The following is a 24017-nucleotide window of genomic DNA, read 5'->3' as shown; positions in this document are numbered from 1 at the left end:
CCAAGGGGTCCGGCGGCCTACAGGGGGATGTTGCCGTGCTTCTTCGGAGGCAGGGATTCCCGCTTCGTGCGCAGCTGACGCAGACCGCGCACCACGTGGCCGCGCGTGTCGGACGGCATGATCACCGCGTCGATGTAGCCGCGCTCGGCCGCGACGTAGGGGTTGAGGAGGGCGTCCTCGTACTCCTGGATGAGCCGCGCCCGGGTGGCCTCCAGGTCCCCGGCGGCCTCCGCCTCGGCGATGGTGCGCCGGTGCAGGATGTTGACCGCGCCCTGGGCGCCCATCACGGCGATCTGCGCGGTGGGCCAGGCCAGGTTGAGGTCGGCGCCCAGATGCTTGGAGCCCATGACGTCGTACGCGCCGCCGAAGGCCTTCCGGGTGATCACCGTGATGAGCGGCACGGTGGCCTCGGCGTAGGCGTAGATCAGCTTGGCGCCGCGCCGGATGATGCCGGTGTGCTCCTGGTCGACGCCCGGCAGGAAGCCCGGCACGTCGACGAAGGTGATGACCGGGACGTTGAAGGCGTCGCAGGTCCGCACGAACCGCGCGGCCTTCTCGCTCGCGTCGATGTCGAGGCAGCCCGCGAACTGCATCGGCTGGTTGGCGACGATGCCCACCGGCCGGCCCTCGACCCGCCCGAAACCGGTGAGGATGTTCGGCGCGAACAGCGGCTGCGTCTCGAAGAACTCGGCGTCGTCGAGGACGTGCTCGATCACCGTGTGCATGTCGTACGGCTGGTTCGCGCTGTCCGGGACGATCGCGTCCAGCTCGCGGTCCTCGTCGGTGACGGTGAGGTCCGCCTCCTCCGGGTACACCGGGGCCTCGCTGAGGTTGTTGGACGGCAGGTACGACAGCAGCTGCTTGACGTACTCGATGGCGTCCTTCTCGTCCCCGGCCATGTGATGGGCCACGCCGGAGGCGGTGTTGTGGGTGCGGGCGCCGCCCAGCTCCTCGAAGCCCACGTCCTCGCCGGTGACCGTCTTGATGACGTCCGGACCGGTGATGAACATGTGCGAGGTCTGGTCGACCATGACCGTGAAGTCGGTGATGGCGGGGGAGTACACGGCCCCGCCGGCGCAGGGCCCGACCACGAGCGAGATCTGCGGGATCACGCCGGAGGCGTGGGTGTTGCGCCGGAAGATCTCCCCGTACGCGCCGAGGGAGGCGACGCCCTCCTGGATCCGCGCCCCACCGGAGTCGTTGATCCCGATGACCGGGCATCCGGTCTTCAGCGCGAAGTCCATCACCTTGACGATCTTCTGACCGTAGACCTCGCCCAGGGCCCCGCCGAAGACGGTGAAGTCCTGCGAGAAGACGGCGACGGGGCGGCCGTCGACGGTTCCGTACCCGGTCACGACACCATCGCCGTACGGCCGGTTCTTCTCCAGCCCGAAGTTGGTGGACCGGTGCCGGGCGAACTCGTCCAGCTCGACGAAGGATCCCTCGTCGAGGAGCAGTTCGATCCGCTCACGGGCCGTCAGCTTGCCCTTGGCGTGCTGCTTCTCGACCGCGCGTGCGGAGCCGGCGTGCGTCGCTTCATCGATGCGCCGCTGAAGATCCGCGAGCTTGCCCGCGGTCGTGTGAATGTCGATCTCGTGACGCTCTTCCGGCTCGGACATCGGGATGCGGCTCCCTGCCTGCTCAAAAGGGGGGACGGTTACTCATCCGTAGCGTAGTGGGGGGCCCACCGATCGGCAGTGCGGTGTTTACCACACCTAGGGTGGCTTGCATGACGCCACGAGATGCAGCAGACGACAGCCGTTGGTCCGACCTGGACCGCCCGCCCCTCAACGCAGTGGCGCTGCGGCGGGCCCTGGTGCGGGAGGACGGTCTGTGGTCCGGGGTGGACGTCGTCCAGCGCACCGGCTCCACCAACAGCGACCTGGTGGCGCGGGCCGCCGAGGGCAGCGCCAGGGAGGGCGCCGTACTCGTCGCCGAGGAGCAGACCTCCGGGCGGGGCCGCCTGGACCGCCAGTGGACGGCCCCCGCCCGCTCCGGCCTCTTCTTCTCCGTCCTGCTCCACCCCGCCGAGGTGCCTGTGGACCGCTGGGGCTGGCTGCCCCTGCTGACCGGGGTCGCGGTCGCCACGGGCCTGTCACGGGCCGCTGGCGTCGACACGGCACTCAAGTGGCCCAACGACCTCCTGGTGACCGTCGACGGCGAGGAACGCAAGGCCGGCGGCATCCTCGCGGAACGGGCCGGGGACGACGGTGTGGTCATGGGCGTCGGTATCAACGTCACCCTGCGGGCCGAGGAACTCCCCGTCCCCCAGGCCGGCTCCCTGGCGCTGGCCGGTGCCGTGACCACGGACCGCGATCCGCTGCTGCGCGCGGTGCTGCGCTCGCTGGAGGACTGGTACCGGCGGTGGCGGTCGGCCGGCGGTGACCCGGCGGCGAGCGGCCTGCAGGAGACGTACGCGGCCGGCTGCGCCACGCTGGGCCGGGTCGTGCGGGCCGAACTGCCCGGGGACCGGTCGGTCGTCGGCGAGGCGGTGGCCGTCGACGGGGACGGACGACTGGTCCTGGCCACGAAGGAAGGCATGCGGGAGCCGGTGGGCGCGGGGGACATCGTGCACCTGCGGCCTGCTTGACAGTTGTTCGGCAACCAGTGTGGGCCGGTCCGCGCCCTCCAGCCCGTCCGGCGTTCGAGGACGAGGCCGTTCAGGCCGAAGCGGGGGCCTGGGGGCGGCAGCCCCCGGCAGGGTCCACACCAACGCCGAGCAACCTGACCAGCGCCGGTCACCCCTCCCCTGCCGAACCTGACGGAGTGAGCTGGCGCACACCTGCCGTAGAGTGAAGGCCGGTCGATACCTGACCGTGACAGATCGGAAGGGCAGCAGGCGTGACCGTCGACGACACGGGCTCCGGCACGGACGCGGACGGCCGGGTGGATCCCCACGCCGCCGAATCCGGCGAGGACAACCCGCTCGCCCTGCGCCTCGAACAGCTCATTCTGGGCGCCGAGCGGCGCTACACCCCCTTTCAGGCGGCCCGCAGCGCCGGCGTCTCCATGGAGCTCGCTTCCCGCTTCTGGCGGGCCATGGGCTTCGCCGACATCGGCCAGGCCAAGGCGCTGACGGAGGCCGACGTACTGGCCCTGCGGCGTCTGGCCGGTCTCGTCGAGGCGGGGCTGCTGAGCGAGGCGATGGCCGTGCAGGTGGCCCGCTCCACCGGGCAGACCACCGCCCGTCTGGCCGAATGGCAGATCGACAGCTTTCTGGAGGGCCTCACCGAGCCGCCCGAGCCGGGCATGACCCGTACCGAGGTGACGTACCCGATCGTCGAGCTGCTCCTGCCCGAGCTGGAGGAGTTCCTCGTCTACGTCTGGCGCCGCCAGCTCGCCGCCTCGGCCGGCCGGGTCGTGCAGGCAGCCGACGACGAGGAGATGGTGGACCGGCGCCTGGCCGTCGGCTTCGCCGACCTGGTCGGCTTCACCCGGCTGACCCGCCGTATGGAGGAGGAGGAGCTCGGCGAGCTCGTCGAGGCCTTCGAGACGACCGCCGCCGACCTGGTGGCCGCGCGCGGCGGCCGGCTCATCAAGACCCTCGGCGACGAGGTCCTGTACGCCGCCGACGACGCGGGCATCGCCGCCGACATCGCCCTGCTCCTGGTCGAGACCATGGCGAACGACGAGACGATGCCCGAGCTGCGCGTCGGCATGGCGTTCGGCACGGTGACCACGCGCATGGGCGATGTCTTCGGTACGACGGTGAACCTCGCCTCCCGGCTGACCTCGATAGCGCCCCGCGACTCCGTGCTCGTCGACAGCGCCTTCGCCGAGGAGCTCATTCGCAGCGGCGAGGCGCCCGCCTCGGAGGCGGAGGCGGCCGAGGCCGCCGCCGCCGCGGAGAAGGAGGGCGAGGAGCCGCCGACGTACCGCTTCGCGCTCCAGCCGATGTGGCAGCGCCCGGTACGCGGACTCGGCGTCGTCGAACCCTGGCTGCTCACCCGCCGGGACGACACCCCCTAGTCCCGGACCCGGTCCACGCACAACCCGACGATCGGCACGCACACGCCCCCCGGCCGACCGGGCTTCGGCGCCGGATCTGCCGTGCTGGGGCTCGGTGTCGGAGCGGGGGTGCGGGTCGGGCCCGGCGCGGGTGCCGTGCTCGCCGACGGCGCCGGGGGGTTCGTCGCCTGCGGGAGGGTCGTCGGGATCGTCGTGGCCGGGACGGACGCGGGGACGGCCGTGGCGCCCGGGAGGGCCGTGGGAGACGTGCGGGGTGTGGCCGAGCCCGTCGGGGTGGCGTTCGCCCCGCCCATGGGAGTGGTCGCCGAGGGCATGCCGGCGGGTACGGTGCCGACGGCGACGGCCGTGTTCTCGGACCGCTCCGTGGCGCCGCCGGAGTCGAGCCGGGGCTCGGCCTCCGCGGTGGCCGGGGCGCCGATCCGGGCCTCGGGTGCCAGCCGTACGAGGCTCAGGGCACCGGCGGCCAGGGCGAGGCCGCCGGCGGCGAGCACGGCCTTGCGGGGACGGGGCTTGCGGTGGCGGCCGCGCCGGACGAGCCGTGCGGTGTCCGCGGCCGGTCCCGTACTCCGGTGTGCTTCCGTGTCTGTCATCGCGTTCCCTCCCCGCCGCGCCCCCCATACGCCGCTTAGCGCACGCTATGGGCTCCCGCGGGTGACCGGGCCGCGGTCGGACGGGATGTCACTCGAACGGGGCAGCGAGGCCTCCTCTTTCCCCGGCCGGGGCCCGGCTGCGATGATCAGGCGGTCAGTGAGTTAACCCGCGTTAACCGGAGGGTGTCATGAGCGAGCAGCGGTTCGGGGAGTTCGTGCTGGTGCGGCGGCACGGCCAGGTCGCCGAACTCGTGCTGGACCGGCCCAAGGCCATGAACGCCGTCTCGACCGACATGGCCAGGTCCATCGTGGGCGCGTGCGCCGCGCTGGCCGCCGACCGGGACGCGCGCGTGGTCGTGGTGACCTCCTCGCACGAGCGGGCCTTCTGCGTGGGGGCCGACCTGAAGGAGCGCAACTCCTTCAGCGACGCCGACCTGGTGCGGCAGCGGCCCGTGACGCGGGGCGCGTACACGGGGGTGCTGGAGCTGCCGATGCCGACGATCGCCGCCGTGCACGGGTTCGCGCTGGGCGGCGGCTTCGAGCTGGCGCTGTCCTGCGATCTGATCGTGGCCGACCGCACGGCGGTGGTGGGGCTGCCGGAGGTGTCCGTGGGCGTGATCCCGGGCGGCGGCGGTACGCAGCTGCTGCCGCGGCGGGTCGGGGCGGCCCGGGCGGCCGAGCTGATCTTCTCCGCGCGGCGGGTGGAGGCGGCGGAGGCGCACGGAATGGGGCTGGTGGACGAGCTGGTGGAGGAGGGGCGGGACCGGGAGGAGGCCCTGGCGCTGGCCTCCCGGATCGCCGGGAACTCGCCGGTCGGTCTGCGGGCGGCGAAGCGGGCGATGCGGCTCGGGCACGGGCTGGACCTGAGGGCCGGGCTGGAGGTCGAGGACGCGGCCTGGCGGGCGGTGGCGTTCTCGGGGGACCGGGCGGAGGGGGTGGCGGCGTTCAACGAGAAGCGGAAGCCGCAGTGGCCGGGGGAGTGACGCGGTCGCCGCGGGCCGCTTCGGCGGCGACCCGTTTGGCACCGCAATGTCCACGTTCCCGTGAAACGTCCCTAACCTGGAGTGATGGGTGAGGACATGCGGCTCGCCGCCGTCGTGGCGCTGGCGCAGGGAATGGCCGCGGCGCACACGCCCCGCGAGTGCTGGCGGGCCGCCGCGCTCGGCGCGTGCCGGGCGCTGGACGGGAGCTTCGCCGCGCTGTCGGTGTGGGAGCGGGAGCTCGGGCGGCTGCGGGTCCTGGTGAACGCGGGGGAGCGGGCCCCGGACGAGGAGGAGTTCCCGGACGGCGAGGCCTATCCGGTGCACCAGTTCCCGGAGATCACCGAGTTCCTGCACGAGCGGTGGGCGGGCGGCCAGGGTCCCAACGCCTGGGTCGAGACCGCCGCCGGGACCGCCGCCGGGCGCCCCGGCTACTTCCACCAGCGTGTCACCGCCCTGCGCCGCCGCGGGCGCGGCTGCTGCGTGGTCGCGCCGGTCGTGCTGCACGGCAGGGCCTGGGGGGAGCTGTACGTCGCCCGTGCGGCCGGCGCGCCCGTCTTCGACCGGGGTGACGCCGACTTCGCCACCGTGCTGGCCGCGGTCGTCGCCGCCGGGATCGCGCAGACCGAGCGGCTGGAGGAGGCCCGGCGGCTGGCGTTCACCGACGCGCTGACCGGGCTGGCCAACCGGCGCGCCGTGGACGTGCGCCTGGAGGAGGCGGTCGAGCGGCACCGGCGCGAGGGCGTGGTGGTCAGCCTGGCCGTGTGCGACCTCAACGGGCTCAAACGGGTCAACGACACCCAGGGGCACGCCGTGGGGGACCGGCTCCTCGAACGCTTCGGGTCCGTGCTGTCGCTGTGCGGGGCGATGCTGCCGGGGGCCCTCGCGGCGCGCCTCGGCGGGGACGAGTTCTGTCTGCTCGCGGTGGGGCCGCCGGCCGACGCCGTGGTGAAGGCGACGGACGACCTCTGCCGCCGGGCCGCCGAGCTGGAACTGGGCGAGGGTGTCGCGTGCGGGGTCGCCTCCACGGCGGACCCGATCGGGCCGGTGCGTTCCGCCCGCCGGCTGTTCCGGCTGGCGGACGCGGCGCAGTACCGTGCGAAGGCGCTCCGCGCGAGCCGGCCGGTGGTCGCCGGACGGGAGGGCCCCGACGATCCGGTGGTCCGTCTCGCCGACGAGCCGTCGCCCGAGCGGGCCGAACGCCGCCGCTTCCGGGGCCGTCAGCCGTGACAGTGCGCTCGTCCGGCGCGGTGCGGGCGGCAACGGCGGCCGGGGCGGTAAGGGTCGTACCCGTCCCCCACTAGTGACATCCCCGCATTCAATGCGTACGCTCCTGAATATGGATATGCACACTGTGGTGGTGGGGACGTCGGGTGTCACCGCGTCCGACGTTCTCGCCGTGGCGCGCGGCGGCGCTCGCATCGAGCTGTCGGGGGAGGCGGTGTCGGCCCTCGCGGCCGCCCGGGAGATCGTGGACGCGCTGGCGGCCAAGCCGGAACCGGTCTACGGCGTCAGCACCGGCTTCGGCGCCCTGGCGACCCGGCACATCAGCCAGGACCTGCGCACCCAGCTGCAGCGCAACATCGTCCGCTCGCACGCCGCCGGCATGGGCCCGAGGGTCGAGCGGGAGGTCGTACGGGCGCTGATGTTCCTGCGGCTCAAGACCGTCTGCTCGGGACACACCGGCGTACGGCCCGAGGTCGCCCAGACCATGGCCGACGTCCTGAACGCCCAGATCACTCCGGTCGTGCACGAGTACGGCTCCCTGGGCTGCTCCGGCGATCTCGCCCCGCTGTCCCACTGCGCCCTCACGCTCATGGGCGAGGGCGACGGCGAGGGCCCCGACGGGACCGTCCGCCCCGCCGGTGAGCTGCTCGCCGAGCACGGCATCGCCCCGGTCGAGCTGCGCGAGAAGGAGGGCCTCGCCCTCCTCAACGGCACCGACGGCATGCTCGGCATGCTGGTCATGGCCCTCGCCGACCTGGACACCCTCTACCGGTCCGCCGACGTCACCGCCGCCCTCAGCCTGGAGGCGCTGCTCGGCACGGACAAGGTGCTCGCGCCCGAACTGCACGCCATCCGCCCGCACCCGGGGCAGGCGGCCTCCGCCGCCAACATGCTGGCCGTGCTCAAGGGCTCCCAGCTCACCGGGCACCACCAGGACGGCGCCCCCCGTGTGCAGGACGCCTACTCCGTACGGTGCGCCCCGCAGGTCGCCGGCGCCGGCCGCGACACCCTCGCGCACGCCCGGCTGGTCGCCGAGCGCGAGCTCGCCTCCGCCGTCGACAACCCGGTGGTCCTGCCCGACGGCCGCGTGGAGTCCAACGGCAACTTCCACGGCGCCCCGGTCGCCTACGTCCTGGACTTCCTCGCCATCGCCGCCGCCGACCTCGGCTCCATCGCCGAGCGCCGCACCGACCGGCTGCTCGACAAGAACCGCAGCCACGGCCTCCCGCCGTTCCTCGCGGACGACGCCGGCGTCGACTCCGGGCTGATGATCGCCCAGTACACGCAGGCCGCCCTGGTCAGCGAGATGAAGCGGCTCGCCGTGCCCGCCTCCGCCGACTCCATCCCGTCCTCCGCGATGCAGGAGGACCATGTGTCGATGGGCTGGTCGGCCGCGCGCAAGCTGCGCACCGCCGTCGACAACCTCGCGCGGATCATCGCGGTCGAGCTGTACGCCGCCACCCGCGCCATCGAGCTGCGCGAGGGCCTCACCCCGGCGCCCGCCTCGCAGGCCGTCATCGACGCCGTACGGGCCGCGGGCGTGCAGGGCCCCGGGCCGGACCGGTTCCTCGCCCCCGACCTGGCCGCCGCCGACGCGTTCGTGCGGAGCGGGGAGCTGGTCGCCGCCGTGGAGACGGTCACCGGCCCCCTGCAGTGAGCGAAGGGGCCCTGGCGTCCTCTGCCAGGGCCCCGCTGATGTCACGTCACTTCAGCTTGGCCGCCTGGGCCTTGATCACCGCGTCCGGGACGTCGTAGGCCTTCTTGGTCATCATCGCGCCGATGTTCATCGTGTAGTACGTCGCGATGGTGTTGCCGTGGCGCACGACCTCGGTGTGCAGCGGAGCGGTGTCCCCGTCCTCCATGTCGCCGGTGGCGGCGAAGGCCAGCGACTCGTCACCGGTGCCCGACGCCTTCTCGGCGGCGACCTTGGTGATCTTCTGCTCGTCGCTGCCCGCGGAACCCGTGAAGCCGCCGGCGCAGGCCGTGATCCCCTCGGAGACCGACTTCATGGCCTTCTCGGCGCCGTCCCCGTCGTACGAGGACAGGCCGACCAGGGTGACGTCCAGGTCCATCGACTCGTTGAGCGCGTCCTCGAACTTGCCGTCGGCCAGATCGTCCAGCGACGTGGCGTCGTCGGTGGGGTCCTTCTTGTTCTCGGTGACCGTCCGGTTGGTCTCCGCCGCCGCGTCGCCCGGCGCGACGCCGCTCATGGCGTAGAGCAGCGGCTCGCACTTCTCGTTGTCGGCCTTGATCGAGCTCTTGGCCGGGGCCGCCTTGGTCACGGCCGCGACCTTGTAGCCGGTCACATCGGCCTTGGTGATGATCAGCTTCTTCAGCTCCGCGGCGCTCAGCGCCTTCGCGGCCGAGGACGAACCGGAACCCTTGGTGTCCTTCGAAGTACCGGAGTCCTTCGAACCCCCGTCGGAACACCCCGTGACAAGGGCGAACGACAGCACGCTCACGGCGGCGGTGGCACACAGCCGCACGCCCGATGATCTCTTCATGAGCGGACTATGAGACTTGAGTCAAAGGAACGTCAAGTTATTTAAAAGCCCAGGCGTTCCCGCCGTACCGAATACACCACGAAACCGGCGCCCACGGCGAGGGAGAACGTACCGCCGACGACGTACGGCGTGGTGTCGGGGCTTCCGGTGTCGGCGAGTTGGGGACCGTCGGCCGAGGCCGCCCTGGTCTCCGCGGTCGCCTCGGACACCGCCCTGGCCTGCTGCGTGACCTGCGTGGCCGAGGTCTCCGCTCTCGCCGGGGCGTCCTGCGACGCGTTGGCGGACGGGACGAACCACAGGGCGCCCAGCAGGGTGCCCGCGGCGGTGGCGGTCAGCAGCGGACGGCGAACGGATGACACGGAATATCGATCCCCCTTGTGACGCTGGCGAATTGGCCGTGTGGGCCGATGGTAGTGAAAGTCGCGGGTCACAGGAAAGTCACGGGAGGTTTCCGCCGTACGCTCCGGGCATGAGCACACCAGAGACATCACGTTTTGTACGGCTTCGGGTGGAGCTGGTCCTCGAGATCGAGGACGCGGACGCGGTCACCCGGGCCGCGCTCGGCCGGCTCGCGGCGGATCCGGAGCTGCCGGACGAGGAGCGGGCCCACGCCGAGGGGGCTGTGACGGAAGACACCGCGGAGGCCCTGGCCTATCTCGTCGACCCGTTCGACCTGGTCAGCGCGGTGCCCGGGGTGGAGCTCCAGCAGGCGTCCTGGTCCAGTGAGCGGATCGACTACGACCCCGACTCGCCGGACTGGGAATTCGACGATGATGATGTCGAGGAGGACGACGAGGACTTGGACGACCGTATCGGCTGAGCCCCCGGGGGGAACGCGTGACCCCGGACGGCAACCGCCGGCCGGGGTTCTTCGTCTCAGGGGACGCACGGACCGACTCCCGCACCACCCACCCCCGCGGACGTGGTGTGCCCCACACCTCCGCAGAATGTGGAACGGGACCGACCGGTCGTAGCGTTGATGGTTCTCAACGGGGGACCCGGGGATTTTGCGGATTCGGCAACGATGGAGAAGCGTGTGATGACGGACAGTAAGCGGCGCAAGGCTCTGATGGCCGCGTCCGCTCTGCTCGGCGGTGTGCTGGTGCTCTCGGGCTGTTCCGACGGCGACGCCAAGGCCTCAGGCGACGGCGAGAGCTCGCAGGCCAAGGCGGACGAGGCGGCGGCCAAGAAGTCCTCCGAGGCTCAGATCACGATCACACCCAAGGACGGCTCCGACAACGCGTCCATCAACAACTCCGCCGCCGTCAAGGTCGCCAAGGGCACGCTCACGAGCGTGACCATGACGACCGCGGACGGAAAGGCCGTCTCGGGCGAGCTGGCCGCCGACAAGAAGAGCTGGAAGCCGACCGTCCAGCTGGAGCGCTCCACCGGCTACAAGCTCGCGGCGGCGGCGAAGGACTCCGAGGGCCGTGTCGCCCACGAGAACGCCTCGTTCACCACGGTCTCCCCGGCCAACAGCTTCATAGGCAACTTCACGCCGGAGGACGGCTCGACCGTCGGCGTCGGCATGCCCGTGTCGATCAACTTCGACAAGGCGATCACCAACAAGGCCGCCGTCCAGAAGGCCATCACGGTCAGCTCCAGCAGCGGCCAGGAGGTCGTCGGCCACTGGTTCAGCGCCAACCGGCTCGACTTCCGCCCCGAGGACTACTGGAAGGAGAACTCCACCGTCACGCTGAAGCTGGCGCTCGACGGTGTCGAGGGCGCCTCCGGTGTCACCGGCGTGCAGCAGAAGACGGTCACCTTCCACATCGGCCGCAACCAGGTCTCCTACGTGGACGCGAAGTCCAAGCAGATGAAGGTCACCCAGGACGGCAAGACCGTCAAGACCATCCCGATCTCCGCCGGTTCGCCCGAGAACAAGACGTACCAGGGCGTCATGGTGATGTCGGAGAAGTTCAAGCAGACGCGCATGAACGGCGCGACCGTGGGCTTCACCGACGACGACGGCAAGGGCGAGTACGACATCAAGGACGTGCCGCACGCCATCCGCCTCACCAGCTCCGGCACCTTCCTGCACGGCAACTACTGGGGCGCGAAGTCCGTCTTCGGCAACGTCAACACCAGCCACGGCTGCGTCGGCCTGTCGGACACCAAGGGCGCCAACGACCCGAACACTCCGGCCGCGTGGATGTACAACAACTCGATCCTCGGTGACGTGGTCGTCGTCAAGAACACCGGCGACAAGACCGTCGCCCCCGACAACGGCCTCAACGGCTGGAACATGAGCTGGGCGCAGTGGAAGGCCGGTTCGGCCGTCTGACGCTCGTTCAGTCCCCATTCTTCCGGTGCCGCCCCCAGGGGCGGCACCGGTGTTTCCAGGGCCTGCCACAGCCTTCTCATGCTTCTTTTATTTCGGCCTTATCGAGTCATCACGGTCCGTACCTAACTTGCGGCCATGTTCTTCACCTACCTGAGGCGCGAACTGCGCCGCCGCAGAAAGGCGGCCCTCGTCGTCGCCTCCGGACTCGCTCTGGGCATCGCACTCGTCATCGTGGTCAACTCCGTGTCCAACGGCATGGGGAAGGCCCAGGACAAGGTCCTCCAGTCGCTGTACGGCCTGGGCACGGACATGACGGTCAGCAAGGCGGCGACGCCGACCGCCGGCAGCTCCCAGCGGCCCCGCTTCCAGTTCGACGCACGGGGCGACGACGACGACTCGACCCAGAGCAGCGACCGGGTCATGGTCCAGGGCTTCTCCACCCTGGCCTCCTCGACCGTCACCAAGGTCGCGGACCAGAACGGCGTCTCCACCGCCGTCGGCGGGCTGAGCCTCAACGTGATCAAGGTCGACGGCCAGTTCACCCGCGGCCAGTTCCAGCAGAACGGCGACGGCGGCAACCAGCAGGGCGGCCCCGGCCAGAACGGCGGCGGCAACGGCCAGCCGCAGGGCCAGGTCCAGGGCGGCGGCGCCAACTTCGACGTCAACCAGTACTCGGTCTTCGGCACCGACGTCACCAAGACGGCGCTCGGCCCGCTGACCTCGTCGAAGATCACCAGCGGCCGTACCTTCAAGACGACCGAGACCAACGCCAAGGTCGTCGTCGCCGACTCCGCCTACGCCAAGGAGAAGAAGTACAAGGTCGGCTCCACCGTCACCATCAAGAGCGTCAAGTTCAAGGTGATCGGCATCGCCACCGCCAACAGCGGTGACTCGGCGGCCAACCTGTACATCCCGCTCAAGCGGGCGCAGACCCTGGCGGACCAGAAGAACAAGGTCACCACGATCTACGTCAAGGCGACCGACTCCCAGCGGATCGACTCCGTCAAGAGCGCCATCCAGAAGAACGTCTCCGGTACGACCGTCACCACCTCGGCCGACCTCGCCAAGACCGTCTCCGGCTCGCTGTCCACCGCCTCCAGCCTCGCCACCAACGTCGGCAAGTGGCTCTCGATCGCGGTGCTGGTGGCCGCGTTCCTGGTCGCTGGACTACTCACCTCCTCCGCCGTCTCCCGGCGCGTGCGCGAGTTCGGCACCCTCAAGGCGCTGGGCTGGAAGTCCGGCCGGGTGACCCGTCAGGTGGTCGGTGAGGCGGTTGTCAACGGCCTGGTCGGCGGCGCCCTCGGCATCGCGCTCGGCCTGGCGGGCGCCTACGCCGTCACCGCGATCAGCCCCTCGCTGCAGGCGCAGCTCGGCGGCACCGGCGGTGCGGGGGGTACGGGCGGCGGCCCCGGCGGGGGCGGCTTCGGCGGGCCCGGGCGGCAGACGGCGAAGACCCTCGAAGTCGCGCTCACCGCACCGGTCAGTGTCACCACCATCGTCCTCGCCGTCGGCCTCGCGGTGGCCGGTGGCCTGATCGCGGGGGCGTTCGGCGGATGGCGCGCGTCGCGGCTGCGTCCGGCCGACGCGCTGCGCCGAGTCGAGTAACCCCCACCCCCCTTACCTCTCCCAGGAGTTGCGGCCACCATGTACGAACTCAGAAGCGTCACCAAGCGCTACACCCGGGGCAAGGACACCGTCCACGCCCTCGACGGCATCGACCTGACCATCGCCGACGGGGACCGCCTCGTCATCCAGGGCCCCACCGGCGGCGGCAAGTCGACCCTGCTGCAGATGCTCGGCGGCCTGGACCGCCCGAGCTCCGGCGAAGTCGTCCTCGACGGCACGGACCTGGCCAAGCTCTCCGAGGGCCGGCTGACGAAGGTGCGCAGCGAGAACATCGGCTTCGTCTTCCAGTCCTTCAACCTCATCCCGACGCTCACCGCGCAGGAGAACGTCGAGACCGCCCTCGTACCGCTCGGTGTGAAGGTGAGGGAGCGGCGCGAACGGGCCGCCGAGGCGCTGAGGTCGGTCGGGCTCGGCGAGCGGCTCGGGCATCTGCCGTCCGAAATGTCCGGCGGCCAGCAGCAGCGTGTGGCCATCGCCCGCGCGCTGGTCAAGCAGCCGAAGGTGCTGCTCGCCGACGAGCCCACCGGCAACCTCGACGAGGGCATGCGCGACGAAATCATGGACGTGCTCGAACGCCTCTGGAAAGAGCACGGGTTGACCTTCATCATGGTCACCCACGACTCCTCGATCGCGAAGAAGGCCCCGCGGGTGGCGACCATCCGCAAGGGCAAGATCACGGTGAAGGAGAACGCCGCCACCTGAGCGCGCTCCTATAACACCGAACCCCGGAGTCCGACTTCGCGATTCTGTAACGGTGTTCCCCCTGGCGCGTAACAGTTCCCGGTAGCGCTTTCTCACCCGCCTCTCATCTATTGAGCCGTCTGATCACCCCCCGGCATACTGCGTGTTCCGGGGGGTTGACGTGCATGCGTACGGGACTGCCCCCGGCCGGGTGAACGGGGAATTCGCCCGGCACTCCATCTCCAGGGGGAGTTTTGCGCAGACAAGTGAAAAGAGCGGCTGCGGCCACCGTGGCCACCGCCGCCGCAGTCGCCCTCGCCGCGGGCATGACCAGCCCGGCGTCGGCGAAGTCCGAGCAGCGGTCCGCCGCTGCCTCGTCGCTCACGTCCAAGCACCGCATCACCCTGATCACCGGCGACCGGGTGGCCGTCGACGCCAAGGGCCGGGTCGTCGGCCTGGAGCGGGCCAAGGGGCGCGAGCACATTCCGTTCCAGATCCGCAAGGCCGACGGACACACCATCGTCATCCCCGCCGACGCGGCCCGCCTGGTCGCCACCGGCAAGCTGGACCAGCGGCTGTTCGACATCACCGAGCTGAACAAGTCCGCCACCCGCAAGTCCCAGAAGCGCGGCCTGAAGGTCATCGTCGGCTACAGCGGCGCAGCCGCCGCGACGAAGGCGGACGTCCGTGACGCGGGCACCCTCCGCCGCAGCCTCAAGGCGCTGAACGCGGACGCGGTGCAGACCCCGGCCAAGGACACGCCCGAGCTGTGGGACGCGGTCACCAACGGCGACAAGACCGCCTCCGGCATCGCGCACGTCTGGCTCGACGGCGTCCGCAAGGCCAGCCTCGACAAGTCCGTGCCGCAGATCGGCGCCCCCAAGGCGTGGGCGGCCGGCTACACCGGCAAGGGCGTCAAGATCGCCGTCCTGGACACGGGTGTGGACGCGACCCACCCGGACCTCAAGGACCAGGTGATCGAGGCCAAGAACTTCTCGACCGCCACCGACGCCACCGACCACTTCGGCCACGGCACGCACGTCGCGTCCATCGCGGCGGGCACCGGCGCCAAGTCGGGCGGCAAGTACAAGGGTGTCGCGCCCGACGCCAAGATCCTCAACGGCAAGGTGCTGGACGACACCGGCTCCGGTGACGACTCCGGCATCCTCGCCGGCATGGAGTGGGCGGCCCAGCAGGGCGCCGGCGTCATCAACCTCAGCCTGGGCGGCTACGACACGCCCGAGATCGACCCGCTCGAGGCCGAGGTCAACAAGCTCTCCGCCGAGAAGGGCATCCTGTTCGCGATCGCCGCGGGCAACGAGGGCCCCGAGTCGATCGGTTCGCCGGGCAGCGCGGACGCCGCGCTCACCGTCGGCGCCGTCGACAAGAGCGACAAGCTGGCGGACTTCTCCTCCACCGGTCCGCGCGTCGGCGACGGCGCCATCAAGCCGGACGTCACCGCGCCCGGCGTGGACATCACCGCGGCCGCGGCCAAGGGCAGCGTCCTCGACCAGGAGGTCGGTGAGAAGCCCGAGGGCTACATGACCATCTCCGGTACGTCGATGGCCACCCCGCACGTCGCGGGCGCCGCCGCGATCCTGAAGCAGGAGCACCCGGACTGGGGCTACTCCGAGCTCAAGGGCGCCCTGACCGGCTCCGCGAAGGGCGGCAAGTACACGCCGTTCCAGCAGGGTTCCGGCCGGATCGCGGTCGACAAGGCCATCAAGCAGACCGTGGTCGCCGACCCGGTGTCGGTCAGCTTCGGCACCCAGCAGTGGCCGCACACCGACGACAAGCCGGTCACCAAGCAGCTGACGTACCGCAACCTCGGCACCAAGGACGTCACGCTCGACCTGGCCGCCACCGCCACCAACCCCAAGGGCCAGGCGGCTCCCGCGGGCTTCTTCAAGCTCGCCGCGACCAAGGTGACGGTCCCGGCCGGCGGCAAGGCCTCCGTCGACTTCACCGTCAACACCAAGCTGGGCGGCACCCTCGACGGCGCCTACTCCGCGTACGTGACCGCGACCGGCGGCGGCCAGACCGTCCGCACGGCTGCGGCTGTGCAGCGGGAGGTGGAGTCGTACGACCTCACGCTGAAGGTCATCGGGCGTGACGGTCAGGCCCCGAAGGACTACGGCCTCGACCTGGTCGGCATCTCCGGTCTGGGCAAGGAGAAGTGGCTGACGCCGTACGACCCGTCCGGCACGGTCAAGGTCCGCGTGCCCAAGGGCACCTACGTCCTGAACTCCGCGATCTGGGTGGACCCCGAGGACGCCTCCAAGGGAGCCGACTGGATCGCGCAGCCGAAGCTGAGCGTCACCAAGAACGCGACCGTCACGCTGGACGCGCGCAAGACCAAGCCGGTGGACATCACCGTCCCGGACGCCGCCGCCAAGTCGGTGTTCGCCTCGCCCGAGTTCGACATCACCGCGGGCAACTCCACGTACGGCTTCGGGTTCTGGCTGGACACGTACACCAACTTCCGCACCGCCGGCCTCGGCTCGCCGGTCACCGACGGTTCGCTCTACCAGCAGTGGGACGGGCACTGGACCAAGGGTGACACCGAGGAGTACGACACCACCGCCGGTGCCAAGGTCAAGCAGCTCGCCACCGGTTACACCAAGCACTACAAGGCGAGCGAACTGGCCACGGTGAAGGCCAACCTGGGTGCCGCCGCCAGCGGCAAGAAGGGCGCGATCAACGCGGTCGGCTGGCTGCCCGAGGGCTCCGGCGCCTCCTCCATCGGCATCGCGCAGCCGACCCCGAGCACCCGGAAGCTGCACCTGTCCACGCAGGGTGGCGTGCAGTGGCAGCTGGAGTTCGCGCAGTACAGCGGAGTCGACTCCGACGGCTGGCCGATCGGCGACGCGTACTACACGGTCGAACCGCAGAGCTTCACGGCGGGCAAGACCTACTCGAAGACCTTCAACACCGCGGTCTTCGGCCCGCACCTCAACAGCGACTTCGGTCTGTACCGTGACGGCAACGAGATCTCCGGTCTGATTCCGCTGTTCGCCGACGGCAGCAAGCACGCCGGTTCGTCGGACTTCACCTCGGTGACCACGACCCTCTACCGCAACGGCACCAAGGTCGGCTCCAACGACGACCCGCTGTTCGGCTCGGCGAGCTTCAAGGTCCCCGCGGCCAACGCCGAGTACAAGCTGACCACCTCGGTGAAGCGGTCCGTCAAGGTCGCCGCCGCCTCCACGCGGATCGACGCGAGCTGGACCTTCCACTCGAAGAAGCCGTCCGGTGGCACCCTGGCCAAGCTCCCCGCCTCCACCGCCCGCTTCAACGCCAAGACCGGCCTGGACAGCCGCGTCGAGGCCGGCAAGACGGTCACCTTCCCGGTCACCGTCGAGGGTGCCGCCGCGGGCAGCAACCTGAAGTCCCTCGCGGTGTACGTGTCGTACGACTACGGCCAGACCTGGAAGAAGGTCGAGGTCCGAGGCGGCAAGATCACCGTGAAGAACCCGGCGAAGGGGAAGGCCATCTCCTTCCACGCCAAGATCGCCGACAAGAAGGGCAACAAGTCGACGATCTCGATCTACAACGCGTACTACGGCAAGTAGTCCGCGCGGTTCCAAGTAGCCGGTAGCTGAGGGCCTGCCGGAGGGAAACCTTCGGCAGGCCCTTCAGTGTGTTTCGGGTGGTGCGTGTGTCGCCGGTATCGGCGCTCGGGGCGCAGACGATCGGGCCTGCCCGGACCGGCCGACCGCCGCGGCGCCAGATCACACCCCACCGCACCGACAGCCCGCACCCGGTTTCCGGCCGGCCCCCGTGGTGCTCACCGCCGTCAAGGCGCCATCCGGTTACGCCCAGCGCTGACACGCCCCGCGGGCCCGCCGGAAGGGGAGCTTCCGGCGGGGCCGTCGTGTTGTCTGGGGCCATGACCGCAGAGACCGTCGAATACATCCGGTACCGCGTTCCCGAGCAGCAGTCGGCGGAGTTCCTGGCCGCCTACACCCGAGCCGCGACGCAGCTCGCGGCGGCGCCGCAGTGCGTCGAGTACGAACTGACCCGGTGCGAGGAGGATTTCGGGCACTACATCCTGCGCATCACCTGGACGTCGACCGAGGACCACCTGGAGGGCTTCCGCAAGTCCGACCTGTTCCCCGCGTTCTTCGCCGAGATCCGCCCGTACGTCGAGAACATCGAGGAGATGCGCCACTACAAGCCGACCACGGTACGGGGAGCGGGATCGGCGATCCCCACGCTGTACGACTGGGCGGGCGGCGCCGAGGCGTTCTCGCGGTTGACGGACGTCTTCTACGACAAGGTGCTGAAGGACGACCTGCTGGCCCCGCTCTTCGCCGACCTGGCCCCCGAGCACGCGGCGCACGTGGCCCTCTGGCTGGCCGAGGTCTTCGGCGGGCCGCAGACGTACTCGCAGACGCAGGGCGGCCACGGCCACATGGTGGCCAAGCACTTCGGCAAGCACATCGGCGAGCCCCAGCGCCGCCGCTGGGTGAACCTGATCCAGGACGCGGCGGACGAGGCCGGGATGCCCGCGGACGCCGAGTTCCGCTCGGCCTTCCTGGCGTATGTGGAGTGGGGCACCCGGCTCGCCGTGTACTTCTCCGGCCCCGACGCCAAGCCGCCGGCCGAGCAGCCGGTGCCGAAGTGGACCTGGGGAGCCGCCCCGCCGTACCGGGGCTGACGTAGGGTCCCTCCGTGACCGCCGCCATCACCGCCATGATCACAGCCGTCGTCGGCGTCCTCGGCACGCTCTTCGCCCCCGTGCTCAGCCAGCGGCTCACCGCACGGCAGCGCGCCGAGGAGGCCGAAGCCGAGGCGCGCAGGCGGCGGTCGGAGGAGCGGCGGGTGGCGTACACGGCGATGAACCGGGCGTCACGGCAGTTCCACACGCTGCTCAAGGACGCCCTGCACCGCATACGCGACGGCGTCTACACCGACCAGGACCGCGAGGTGCTGGAGGAGACGCGCCGCGACTACCGGGACCGGTACGCCGAGGCGCAGATGGTCGTACCCGAGCGGGTCCTGGAAGCGTCCCGGGCCGTGAACCAGGTCCTCGCCGGTGTCGACGCCGTGGCCAAGCGGCTCGACCGGGATCTGGCCCGCGAGGGCGAGAGCGCCCAGCAGGCCCTGCTCGACCTGAAGGAGGCCGAGCCGCGGCTGTCGGCGATGCGGCGGCTGATGCGGGAGGACCTCGGCGTGGCGGACTGACCGCCGCTCAGCCGCCGGCACCCGCCCGCGTCGCGTCCGCCCCCCAGCTGGCCAGCAGGCGCAGGGCCTCGGCCGACGGCGAACCGGGCTCGGCGTGGTACACGATCAGGGTCTGGTCCGCGTCGTCCGCCGTCCGGAACGACTCGAAGTTCAGGGACAGCGCGCCGACCAGCGGATGCTGCAGCCGCTTGACGCCATGGCTCTTCTCCTTGACGTCGTGGGTCGCCCACAGCCGCCGGAAGTCCTCGCTCTTGACGGAGAGCTCGCCGACGAGAGCGGACAGGCGGGGGTCGTCCGGGTAGCAGCCGGCGTCCATGCGCAGGGCGCAGACGATGTCGATCGCCTTCTGCTCCCAGTCGACGAACAGGTCCTGGTACCCGGGCTCCAGGAACACCAGCCGAGCCCAGTTCCGCTCCGGCGCCGGCAGCTGTGACCAGTCACCGAAGACCGCCGCGGCCATCCGGTTCCACGCCAGGATCTCCGTACGCCGCCCGGCGACGTACGCGGGCACCGCCGCCAGCGTCTCCAGCAGCTGCCCGATCGAGGCGCGCACCTGCTGCGGCCGCGCCGAGGGCTTCTTCTTGTGCTGCTTGCCCTTGGCGAGGTGGGTGAGGTGCGCCTGCTCGGCGTCCGTCAGCCTGAGCGCCCGCGCGATCGAGTCCAGCACCTCCGCCGACACGTTCTGCCCGTTGCCCTGCTCCAGCCGCGTGTAGTACGCCACCGACACCCCGGCCAGCTGCGCCAGCTCCTCGCGGCGCAGCCCGGGCACCCGCCGGTGCCGCCCGAAGTCCGGCAGGCCCACGTCCTCCGGCTTCAGCCGGGCCCGCCGGCTGCGCAGGAACTCACTCAGTTCGGCGCGCCGGTCGAGTGACGCTCCGGAGGGCTGGGGCTGTACGTCCATGGGCCAAGTATTCATGGTCGTACGTTCCTGAGCCTGACCTTGCCAGTGGTAGGCACGGCAGTCGTACGCAGAGGCGTGATCTGGGTGATGCCGGTGCCATGGGGCAGGCTGGACGCATGACCACTGTTGCCGCATACGCCACCCCCGCCGCGAAGGCCCCGCTGGAGCGGACCGCCATCGAACGTCGGGAGGTCGGCGAGCACGACGTCCTGATCGACATCAAGTTCGCCGGAATCTGCCACTCCGACATCCACCAGGCCCGCGAGGGCTGGGGCAAGGCCATCTTCCCGATGGTGCCCGGCCACGAGATCGCGGGCGTCGTCTCCGAGGTCGGCGCGGGCGTGACCAAGTACGCCGTCGGCGACCGGGTGGGCGTCGGCTGCATGGTCGACTCCTGCCGCGAGTGCGAGAACTGCCAGGCGGGCCTGGAGCAGTACTGCGTCAAGTCGCCCACCTGGACGTACAACGCCGTCGGCAAGGACGGCGAGCCCACCTACGGTGGTTACTCGGAGAAGATCGTCGTCGACGAGAACTACGTCGTCCGCGTCCCCGACGGCCTCTCCCTGGACGTGGCCGCGCCCCTGCTGTGCGCCGGTATCACCACGTACTCCCCGCTCAGGCACTGGAACGCCGGCCCCGGCAAGAAGGTCGCCGTCGTCGGTCTCGGCGGTCTCGGCCACGTGGGCGTCAAGATCGCGCACGCGCTCGGTGCGGAGGTCACCGTCCTCTCCCAGTCCCTGCGCAAGAAGGACGACGGCCTGCGACTGGGCGCCGACCACTACCACGCCACCAGCGACCCGGCGACGTTCGAGCAGCTCAAGGGCACCTTCGACCTGATCCTCAACACGGTCTCGGCGCCGGTCGACTTCGACGCCTACCTGTCCCTGCTGCGCACGGACGGCGCGATGGTCAACCTGGGCCTGCCCGAGGAGCCGGTCCAGATCCTGCTCCAGTCGGTCTTCGGCAACCGCCGCAGCGTCAGCAGCTCCGGCATCGGCGGCATCCGGGAGACCCAGGAGATGCTCGACTTCTGCGCCGAGCACGGCCTGGGCGCCGAGATCGAGGTGATCAGCGCCGACCAGATCAACGAGGCGTACGAGCGGGTGCTGGCGAGTGACGTCCGGTACCGCTTCGTGATCGACACGTCCACCATCTGAGCCGGGCCCCGCGCCGCATCACCCGGCGCGGTACTCCGGCCGCCGGGGCCAGCCCGCCGACGGGGCCGGCCCCGGCGGTCCCGGGCTGTCAGGAGGCCGAACGATGACCATTCAGCTGAACCACACCATCGTCGCCGCGCACGACAAGCAGGCCTCGGCCAGGTTCCTCGCCGACATCCTGGGACTCGACGTCAGCGCGCGGTACGGACCGTTCGTGCCCGTCGAGATACCCAACGGCGTGACCCTGGACTACATGGACACGACCGGGCCCATAACCCCTCAGCACTACGCCTTCCTGGTCTCGGAGGACGACTTCGACGCGATCTTCGCCCGTATCCGGAAGGCGGGACTCACCTACTGGGCGGACCCGTTCCACCACCGTCCCGGCGAGATCAACACCAATGACGGCGGCCGGGGGACGTACTTCGACGACCCCGATGGCCACCGGCTGGAGATCCTCACGCGGCCGTACGGCAGCGGGAGTTGAGTCACTCCACGGGGAAGGCCCCGCCGGCCGCGTAGGACCGTACGAGAGTGCTTCCGTCGCCCGCCGGTCGTACGACGTGGGCGCGTCCGAGGCCCGACACCCGGGCGTGCCCGTCGGCGGCCACCTCGACCAGCGTGTTCTCGTCGAGAGCGACGCCGTACGGCACGTCACCGCGCGCGACGGCGGCCACCAGTCGCGCCAGCGTCCCCCACTGCGCGGCGTGCACGTCCACCCCGAAGGGCACCAGCCCGAGCCCCGCCCGCACGTCGACCTCCTCCAGGTCCTCCGCGCTGTCCTCCGGACAGACCGGCACCCCGTCGACCAGCCACCCGCCCACCACGGCGTGCCGCGCGGCGACCGCGGCCCCCGCGGAGAACCCGGCGTACGGCATCCCGCGCTCGGCCAGCAGACCGGGAAGGCTCTCACGGCACCCCGCGAACGCCTCCTGATAGGCGGGCGTCAGCCCACCGCACACCAGCACCCCGTCGACGTCTTTGAGCGACTCCACCTCGAACCGTCCGCCGACGGGCACCAGCAGCGGCACCGGCGTACAGTCCCCGGCCTTCGTCAACGCCCCTTCGTACCGGGCGAACTGCTCCTCCCCGTCCCCCTCGTCCACGATCACGCACCCGATCCGGGGCGCGTCCCCGGCCGCCCGCAGAAACGGCTCGTACACCTCGACGGCGCCCCAACCGCCGCCTATGAGAAACGTATGACCGCCCACCCTGGTTCCTCCCCTGTACCTCTGCGCCTCTGTGCCCTCTGTGACGAGCCGCGAATGTACGAGGAGGGGGCGGCAGCCGTCGAACGCATTACCCAGAGCCGGGACACCGCTACTCGCGCGTTCACAGCCTCAGCCGACGCGATGGCTCGATCGCGAGCGGATCTGCTCGACCTCGATGCCGAAATGCCGCACGAGCTCCTTCTGAGCCGCGTTCCCTACGCGGTGGTGGCCGTTCGGCAAGGGACGACGGTCGCCATGTTCTACGAGTTCAACCGCCCCCGAGGGGCAAGGGGTGGGGCCCCTGCCGTCGCTCGGCAAGCCGAGGCTTTCCACGTGATCGTGGCCTCGCTCCCGGACCCGCGGGCTGCGAGGTGCCTGTGCCCCGAGGGTGAGGGAGCCGCACATACGCAGCCCTAGGACGGGACGGCGGCGCTGGCGTCCGACTCGTCGGTCCCCGGATCCTGTGTCGGTTCGCGGAGCTGCTCGCGCACATGGTTCCAGACCACCGCGATCAGCGCGGCGACCGGTACCGCGAGCAGACTGCCCACGATGCCGGCCAGACTGCCGCCCAACGTCACCGCCAGCAGGACCACGGCCGCATGGAGGCCGAGCCCACGACTTTGGATCATGGGCTGGAACACGTTGCCCTCGAGCTGCTGCACCACGACGATGATGGCCAGCACGATCAGCGCGTCCGTCAGGCCGTTGGAGACCAGCGCGATGAGAACTGCGACGAAACCGGCGAACAGGGCACCAACGATCGGCACGAACGCGGAGACGAAGGTGAGCACCGCCAGCGGGAGCACCAGTGGTACTCCCAGGATCCACAGGCCCAGGCCGATCAGGACGGCGTCGAGCAGGCCGACAGCCGCCTGGGAACGCACGAACGCGCCCAGGGTGTTCCAGCCACGCGCGGCCACGACCGGGACGTCGGTGGCGAGCCGGCCGGGCAGCTGACGGGCGAGCCACGGCAGGAACCGCGGGCCGTCCTTGAGGAAGAAGAACATCAGGAAGAGGGCCAGGACGGCGGTGACCAAGCCGTTCACGACGGTGCTCACTCCCGTGACGACAACGCCGACCATGCTGCCGAGGCCGTTCTGCGCGCGGGAGACGCCGGTGTCGAAGGCCTTGTCGATCTGGGCGTCACCGATGTTCAACGGCGGCCCGGCGGCCCACTCGCGCACCTTCTGGATGCCTTCGACCACGCCGTCGGTCAGGTCGCCGGACTGGGATGCCACCGGTACCGCGATCAGTGCCACGACGCCGATGGCGACCAGGAGGAACAGCACCGTCACGACCGACGCGGCGAGGGCGGGTTTCCACCCGCGACGACGCAGGAAACGGGTCGGTGGCCAGGTCAGTGTGGTCAGAAGCAGGCCGACCACGAGCGGCCAGACGACCGACCACATCCGGCCCAGTACCCACAAGGTCACCGCGAGCATCAGCAATATGAGCAGCAACTCCGCGGAGACACGCGCCGACGTGCGGAGTGCGGCGCGGGCTCGTGTAGAACTCAAAGGGGCAGTCACGGATGCACCCTATGGGTACGCAAGTCACACCGGCATCGCCGCTCACAGTGTGCAACCCCCGGATGCACGGGGGACGCCGGGGTGGAAAAGAGCCCCGCTCGCTCGCGGCGGACGCCGAGAGCTCGCGGACCTACTGTTCCGCGGTCTCCGCCGCGAGCGCGATACCCGTCG

21 protein-coding genes are annotated in these 24017 nt (G+C 70.7%); 14 read left to right on the top strand and 7 right to left on the bottom strand.

Translation table 11 applies throughout. The features are described 5' to 3' along the window. Window positions 1-17: 17 nt before the first annotated feature. Window positions 18-1619 (bottom strand): acyl-CoA carboxylase subunit beta, encoded by a 1602-nt coding sequence (locus ACZ7L0_RS06675; protein ID WP_471241327.1) that lies wholly within the window; start codon window positions 1617-1619, stop codon window positions 18-20. A 110-nt stretch (window positions 1620-1729) separates the two neighbouring features. On the opposite strand from ACZ7L0_RS06675, the gene ACZ7L0_RS06670 reads away from it, so the two are divergent. Continuing rightward, window positions 1730-2590, top strand: a complete 861-nt coding sequence (locus tag ACZ7L0_RS06670; RefSeq protein WP_471241326.1) for a biotin--[acetyl-CoA-carboxylase] ligase — start codon at window positions 1730-1732, stop codon at window positions 2588-2590. A 251-nt stretch (window positions 2591-2841) separates the two neighbouring features. Continuing rightward, a complete protein-coding gene (locus ACZ7L0_RS06665; RefSeq protein ID WP_471241325.1) occupies window positions 2842-3969 on the top strand; it encodes an adenylate/guanylate cyclase domain-containing protein in 1128 nt (375 codons plus the stop codon). Here the strand turns inward: ACZ7L0_RS06665 and ACZ7L0_RS06660 are convergent. Further along, window positions 3966-4559 carry a hypothetical protein gene (locus ACZ7L0_RS06660; protein ID WP_471241324.1) on the bottom strand — a complete coding sequence of 198 codons (594 nt, stop codon included), beginning with the start codon at window positions 4557-4559 and terminating at the stop codon, window positions 3966-3968. The genes ACZ7L0_RS06665 and ACZ7L0_RS06660 overlap by 4 nt on opposite strands. Window positions 4560-4747: 188 nt before the next feature. Between ACZ7L0_RS06660 and ACZ7L0_RS06655 the strand changes: the two genes are divergently transcribed. From ACZ7L0_RS06655 to hutH, 3 genes are all read left to right on the top strand, one after another. Continuing rightward, window positions 4748-5542 carry an enoyl-CoA hydratase/isomerase family protein gene (locus tag ACZ7L0_RS06655; RefSeq protein ID WP_471241323.1) on the top strand — a complete coding sequence of 265 codons (795 nt, stop codon included), beginning with the start codon at window positions 4748-4750 and terminating at the stop codon, window positions 5540-5542. 84 nt (window positions 5543-5626) lie between these two features. Next, on the top strand, window positions 5627-6769 hold the full coding sequence (locus ACZ7L0_RS06650; RefSeq protein WP_471241322.1) for a GGDEF domain-containing protein: 1143 nt from the start codon (window positions 5627-5629) through the stop codon (window positions 6767-6769). A gap of 115 nt (window positions 6770-6884) precedes the next feature. Then, window positions 6885-8423, top strand: coding sequence for a histidine ammonia-lyase (hutH, locus tag ACZ7L0_RS06645; RefSeq protein WP_471241601.1), 1539 nt, complete (start codon window positions 6885-6887; stop codon window positions 8421-8423). 46 nt (window positions 8424-8469) lie between these two features. Here hutH and ACZ7L0_RS06640 read toward each other — a convergent pair whose 3' ends face one another. Further along, window positions 8470-9270 (bottom strand): hypothetical protein, encoded by an 801-nt coding sequence (locus tag ACZ7L0_RS06640; protein ID WP_471241321.1) that lies wholly within the window; start codon window positions 9268-9270, stop codon window positions 8470-8472. 41 nt (window positions 9271-9311) lie between these two features. After that, window positions 9312-9629, bottom strand: a complete 318-nt coding sequence (locus ACZ7L0_RS06635; RefSeq protein ID WP_471241320.1) for a hypothetical protein — start codon at window positions 9627-9629, stop codon at window positions 9312-9314. 110 nt (window positions 9630-9739) lie between these two features. On the opposite strand from ACZ7L0_RS06635, the gene ACZ7L0_RS06630 reads away from it, so the two are divergent. The 7 genes from ACZ7L0_RS06630 (at window position 9740) to ACZ7L0_RS06600 (ending at window position 19048) form a co-directional block, all read left to right on the top strand. Next, window positions 9740-10090, top strand: a complete 351-nt coding sequence (locus tag ACZ7L0_RS06630) for a hypothetical protein (RefSeq protein WP_471241319.1) — start codon at window positions 9740-9742, stop codon at window positions 10088-10090. Between the two features lie 219 nt (window positions 10091-10309). Continuing rightward, window positions 10310-11554, top strand: a complete 1245-nt coding sequence (locus tag ACZ7L0_RS06625; protein ID WP_471241318.1) for a L,D-transpeptidase — start codon at window positions 10310-10312, stop codon at window positions 11552-11554. A gap of 135 nt (window positions 11555-11689) precedes the next feature. Further along, window positions 11690-13159, top strand: coding sequence for an ABC transporter permease (locus ACZ7L0_RS06620; RefSeq protein ID WP_471241317.1), 1470 nt, complete (start codon window positions 11690-11692; stop codon window positions 13157-13159). A 39-nt stretch (window positions 13160-13198) separates the two neighbouring features. Beyond that, window positions 13199-13882 carry an ABC transporter ATP-binding protein gene (locus ACZ7L0_RS06615; RefSeq protein ID WP_471241316.1) on the top strand — a complete coding sequence of 228 codons (684 nt, stop codon included), beginning with the start codon at window positions 13199-13201 and terminating at the stop codon, window positions 13880-13882. 245 nt (window positions 13883-14127) lie between these two features. After that, complete coding sequence (locus ACZ7L0_RS06610) at window positions 14128-17433, top strand: S8 family peptidase (protein WP_471241315.1); 3306 nt, start codon at window positions 14128-14130, stop codon at window positions 17431-17433. Window positions 17434-17750: 317 nt separating this feature from the next. Beyond that, window positions 17751-18521, top strand: coding sequence for a globin domain-containing protein (locus ACZ7L0_RS06605; protein WP_471241314.1), 771 nt, complete (start codon window positions 17751-17753; stop codon window positions 18519-18521). Between the two features lie 14 nt (window positions 18522-18535). After that, window positions 18536-19048 (top strand): hypothetical protein, encoded by a 513-nt coding sequence (locus ACZ7L0_RS06600; RefSeq protein WP_471241313.1) that lies wholly within the window; start codon window positions 18536-18538, stop codon window positions 19046-19048. 7 nt (window positions 19049-19055) lie between these two features. Here the strand turns inward: ACZ7L0_RS06600 and ACZ7L0_RS06595 are convergent, their stop codons facing one another. After that, the gene (locus ACZ7L0_RS06595) at window positions 19056-19949 is read right to left on the bottom strand and encodes a helix-turn-helix domain-containing protein (protein WP_471241312.1); all 894 of its coding nucleotides are present in this window, start codon (window positions 19947-19949) and stop codon (window positions 19056-19058) included. Window positions 19950-20065: 116 nt separating this feature from the next. On the opposite strand from ACZ7L0_RS06595, the gene ACZ7L0_RS06590 reads away from it, so the two are divergent. Together ACZ7L0_RS06590 and ACZ7L0_RS06585 are read left to right on the top strand one after the other, a co-directional pair. Continuing rightward, window positions 20066-21106 (top strand): NAD(P)-dependent alcohol dehydrogenase, encoded by a 1041-nt coding sequence (locus ACZ7L0_RS06590; RefSeq protein WP_471241311.1) that lies wholly within the window; start codon window positions 20066-20068, stop codon window positions 21104-21106. A 103-nt stretch (window positions 21107-21209) separates the two neighbouring features. Continuing rightward, window positions 21210-21593, top strand: coding sequence for a VOC family protein (locus tag ACZ7L0_RS06585; RefSeq protein ID WP_471241310.1), 384 nt, complete (start codon window positions 21210-21212; stop codon window positions 21591-21593). A gap of 1 nt (window position 21594) precedes the next feature. Here the strand turns inward: ACZ7L0_RS06585 and ACZ7L0_RS06580 are convergent, their stop codons facing one another. Together ACZ7L0_RS06580 and ACZ7L0_RS06575 are read right to left on the bottom strand one after the other, a co-directional pair. Then, window positions 21595-22317 (bottom strand): type 1 glutamine amidotransferase family protein, encoded by a 723-nt coding sequence (locus ACZ7L0_RS06580; RefSeq protein ID WP_471241309.1) that lies wholly within the window; start codon window positions 22315-22317, stop codon window positions 21595-21597. A 413-nt stretch (window positions 22318-22730) separates the two neighbouring features. Then, the gene (locus ACZ7L0_RS06575) at window positions 22731-23846 is read right to left on the bottom strand and encodes an AI-2E family transporter (protein ID WP_471241308.1); all 1116 of its coding nucleotides are present in this window, start codon (window positions 23844-23846) and stop codon (window positions 22731-22733) included. Between the last annotated feature and the right edge of the window lie 171 nt (window positions 23847-24017).

It is taken from the genome of Streptomyces sp. NPDC039424 (genome assembly GCF_055639495.1).
Note: the sequence above shows the minus strand (reverse complement) of the source record. Positions and strands in the feature narration are given on the sequence as shown.